A 2775-nucleotide genomic window follows, 5' to 3' on the forward strand; every position below is an offset into this window, starting at 1 on the left:
ATCTTTGTCCCCTAACTTTCGGCGAGTCCCCCCAGACTTTTTGAGAAGCTTCAAAGTCAGCATATACCTATGTTAGCATGAAAGCTCTAAAGTGGTAACACAAGTTATCGAAGCGAAGTTGTGCTGTCGCACGTTAATATATTGGTCGGGCTGTATCCCAACCCTAAAACCTTGGCGAGCGACCCCGGCGAATCGCATTCGCACTCTTGAACGCGCGAGTAGGTACTCACCTACGGTTCGATATATCCCCCTCGTTTATAGCGTTTATAGGGTGGGACTTAGCCAGACATTAAGTTAACCTGATACCAATCAGTTAACACTGCTCACTGCTCACTGCTCACTGTTGATCCTAATCCCAATTCGATTTTGAGGAGATTAATAGACTTTTCCCCGATGTAATATTCAGAACAAAGGATATCTGGGGGACGGATTAGATCGTCTCTGACGGCGAGAATAGCCTCTTTAACCATAGAATAACTGGCAGGATCGGTCATGATCGTTTGTGCCGAGCGCGCCAAAGTCAACAGTTGACGGCGATCGCCAGCTTGAGCCGTAATTAATAATAAATCATCTCCCCGTAAACTGTGGATAAGAATTTCTGCAACTCGGATAATTCCTGGACTCAAACTGACAATTCCCAAACGGGTGTCATTAGGTAATTGTTTAATGATGGCTAATTCTTTACCATAGTCATAAATATCGATAGGAAAAACACGAGTTGCATGGGTAGAGGCGATTGATTCTGCCTCAGACAGAAAATAACGACTTGTTACCACAGTAGCGGACTGTTTTTGAGCCAAAGCTTGGTCTAAATCTTCTATAGACACCAACTCAACAGGAATAGCTAAAGCCTTCTCTAACTCTTGTAGAATCAGTTCTCCAGCACCCATATCACCACTGGGAACCGTAACCAATAGTTGCGCACTACACCGTAACCGCCAATCCATCACCCCCAAAAATAATTCTTTTGCTTGGGAAAGGGTTAAACCTTCTCTGAGGAGTTCATCTAGGGTTTTACTAATTAGTTGACTTTCTTGGGGATATTTGCCGAATAATGGGGTTTCTGGAAAGGAGATGTCTTCGTTATTTTGCGTCTTAACGTATATACCCGAACCTGCGATAGATTCCACTAGACTAGCTTCTTCTAGTTGTTGATAAACTTTACTGATGGTGTTGCGATGTAGTCCCGTTATGGTTGCTAATTGACGGGTACTCGGTAAACGATGTCCAGGAGGATATTGACGAGAAGCAATAGCAAAACGAATCTGATCGAACAGTTGTTTAGAGGCGGGAATATCACTATCGGATTGTATTTTGAACTGAAGCATAGCCACCACGCCGAGCAAACTTTATCAGATTGATGGACATTATTTTAGCGTGAATCGTTCCTGGGAATTTAATTTACTGTTAACTATAGCGATGATGGGCGATCGCTTAGGAATCCGATTGGATAATGTTTCTGACTTGTTCAATGTCCAAATCCACGGCTTGGGCAATTTGTTCTACAGTTAATCCTAATGCTATTAAGCGAGGAATAGTTGACATTTTAGTTTTCAACTCTCCTTCTTGTTTTCCCTGCTCTATCCCCTCTTCTAAGGCTTCTTGATACACTTTTGTTTCTCTGAGATCGCTTAAACTGAACATTTTTTCTATCTCCTGCCGGCTAATTTTAGGTAATTTATAGACAAGAATTGTCTCTATTAATTGTAAGATATTTTCTTGTTTTTCAGCATTACTAAATTCTTGTTTAACTTGTTTAATTAAATTTTTTCCTTGTTCGATCGCTTCTTTCTGGGGACTAATGATTAATTTTAGGGTTTTGATTCCTATTGACTCTGTGTTACTTAATTCAGAGAGATAAATTCGTTTAACCCTATCGGAGTCTAATATTTCCTGGTAACGTGAGGTGTTTTTAGTTTCAGTTTGTCGGTTCGGATAGATAACAACCCCTTGCCAATTGTTGGTTAGTTTTGTTTGATGAAGATACAAAAAAATCTCACTAAAAAATCGAGAGTAGAACTGTTGGTCTTTTTGAAACTGTACTTCAACAAAATAGATGAGTCTCTGGAGATTTTGGGGAATAAATACTCCATCGATACGGAAGGCTAATTGTTTAATTTCCACAGAAGAAAATTGATACTCATCGGTAATATTTTCAGGAAGGTTGAGTAAGTCGAAAAAACAACCAGGAAAGGTTTGAAAGATTTGATAAAAAATGCTATCTGTTTTCACGGAATATTTTTGATACTACGTAATTTATTTTTTGTACTCACTTAATATAACTAATCACTGTTAAAAGTATAAAAATTTCTACCTCAGAAGTATAAAAACTGTTATAAAATAATATCTTAATGATAGAGGCAAGGAGAATATTTACATGACTGGAAGTCCCCTCATTCCTGTTGCAAATGCTTTACTCAAATATATTCCCGAATTACTGAAAGAAAAAGATCCTCTAAAACAAGGTTATTATGCTTGTGCATTAGCGTATTCTTCTGCAGTAAAAGAAGTATTTGAACAGGAGAATATAGACCATAGTGCAATAGAGATTATTGTTGCTCGTAGTAATCCAAGAAATATTGATATGTTTGGGTTTACCTTAGAAAATGCACTATCTCATCCTTTTATCAACTACGCCGATGAGGTATTAAAAAGAGTTATTGTAGCATTCAAAATTGATGAGAATAAGCCGAATAAGTTAATAAAAAATATCCATGTATCTTGAAGCTTCTCAAAAAGTCTGGGGGGACTCGCCGAAAGTTAGGGGACAAAGAT

The 2775-nt window shown here is 38.3% G+C and carries 3 protein-coding genes; 1 reads left to right on the plus strand and 2 read right to left on the minus strand.

All coding sequences use genetic code 11. The annotated features are described in order from the left end of the window. Window positions 1-323: 323 nt before the first annotated feature. Both P9B04_RS19485 and P9B04_RS19490 read right to left on the minus strand, forming a co-directional pair. Window positions 324-1328 (minus strand): GntR family transcriptional regulator, encoded by a 1005-nt coding sequence (locus P9B04_RS19485; protein WP_342056634.1) that lies wholly within the window; start codon window positions 1326-1328, stop codon window positions 324-326. A gap of 106 nt (window positions 1329-1434) precedes the next feature. Further along, complete coding sequence (locus P9B04_RS19490) at window positions 1435-2232, minus strand: Rpn family recombination-promoting nuclease/putative transposase (protein WP_342056635.1); 798 nt, start codon at window positions 2230-2232, stop codon at window positions 1435-1437. Between the two features lie 145 nt (window positions 2233-2377). Between P9B04_RS19490 and P9B04_RS19495 the strand changes: the two genes are divergently transcribed. Beyond that, window positions 2378-2725, plus strand: coding sequence for a hypothetical protein (locus tag P9B04_RS19495; RefSeq protein ID WP_342056636.1), 348 nt, complete (start codon window positions 2378-2380; stop codon window positions 2723-2725). The last annotated feature ends 50 nt before the right edge of the window (window positions 2726-2775 follow it).

Source organism: Crocosphaera sp. Alani8, from assembly GCF_038442745.1.
In the GTDB taxonomy this organism is placed as follows: Bacteria; Cyanobacteriota; Cyanobacteriia; order Cyanobacteriales; family Microcystaceae; genus Crocosphaera.

Excerpts from the sequence above, each read along its gene's own strand:
- P9B04_RS19495 (WP_342056636.1), top strand. The coding sequence starts at position 2,378 with ATGACTGGAAGTCCCCTCATTCCTGTTGCAAATGCTTTACTCAAATAT.
- P9B04_RS19485 (WP_342056634.1), bottom strand. The coding sequence starts at position 1,328 with ATGCTTCAGTTCAAAATACAATCCGATAGTGATATTCCCGCCTCTAAA.